The organism is Telluria sp. AZSoR62 (genome assembly GCF_058111565.1).
In genome coordinates, this window is sequence record NZ_JBYTST010000051.1 from 1 (window position 1) to 555 (window position 555).

1 protein-coding gene is annotated in these 555 nt (G+C 68.5%); it reads right to left on the reverse strand.

Features of this window, described 5'->3' with window-relative positions; genetic code table 11:
• Window positions 1-542: sugar phosphate nucleotidyltransferase (locus AC3XQU_RS22795; protein WP_489876443.1), on the reverse strand; the 542-nt coding region annotated here is incomplete at its 3' end.
• Between the last annotated feature and the right edge of the window lie 13 nt (window positions 543-555).

Consider the following 555-nt stretch of genomic DNA (forward strand, 5'->3'; position numbering starts at 1 on the left):
GCATTGGGCTTCTCGACAAAGCGCGCCACCTCGTAGCAGTCGCCGCAGTTGGCCACGGCCTCGCCGCGGCGGATATAGCCGTAGCCGGTTTCGGGACCGGTCGGCACGATGCCGAAGGTGGCGAGCGCGCCCTGCCCGACCAGGGTCACGGCGCGTTCGACCGCGTCGCGGAAGGCGGCGCCGTTCTCGATGACGTGGTCGGCCGGCAGCACCAGCATCAGCGCTTCCGGATCGATGGCTTTCAGGAAGTTGGCCGCCGCCGCAACCGCCGGGGCGGTGTTGCGGCCGACCGGCTCGAGCAGGATGCCCAGCGGCGTGATGCCGATTTCGCGCATCTGTTCGGCCACCATGAAACGGTGGTCATTGCCGCACACGACGAGCGGCGCCATCACTCCAGGCCAGCCGGCCACCCGCTGCGCGGTCTCCTGCAGCATGGTCTTGTCGGCCACCAGCGGCAGCAGCTGCTTGGGCAGCACGGCCCGCGACAATGGCCACAGGCGGGTGCCGGCGCCGCCGGAGAGGATGACTGGATAAATTTTCATGCGCTGACTTTCT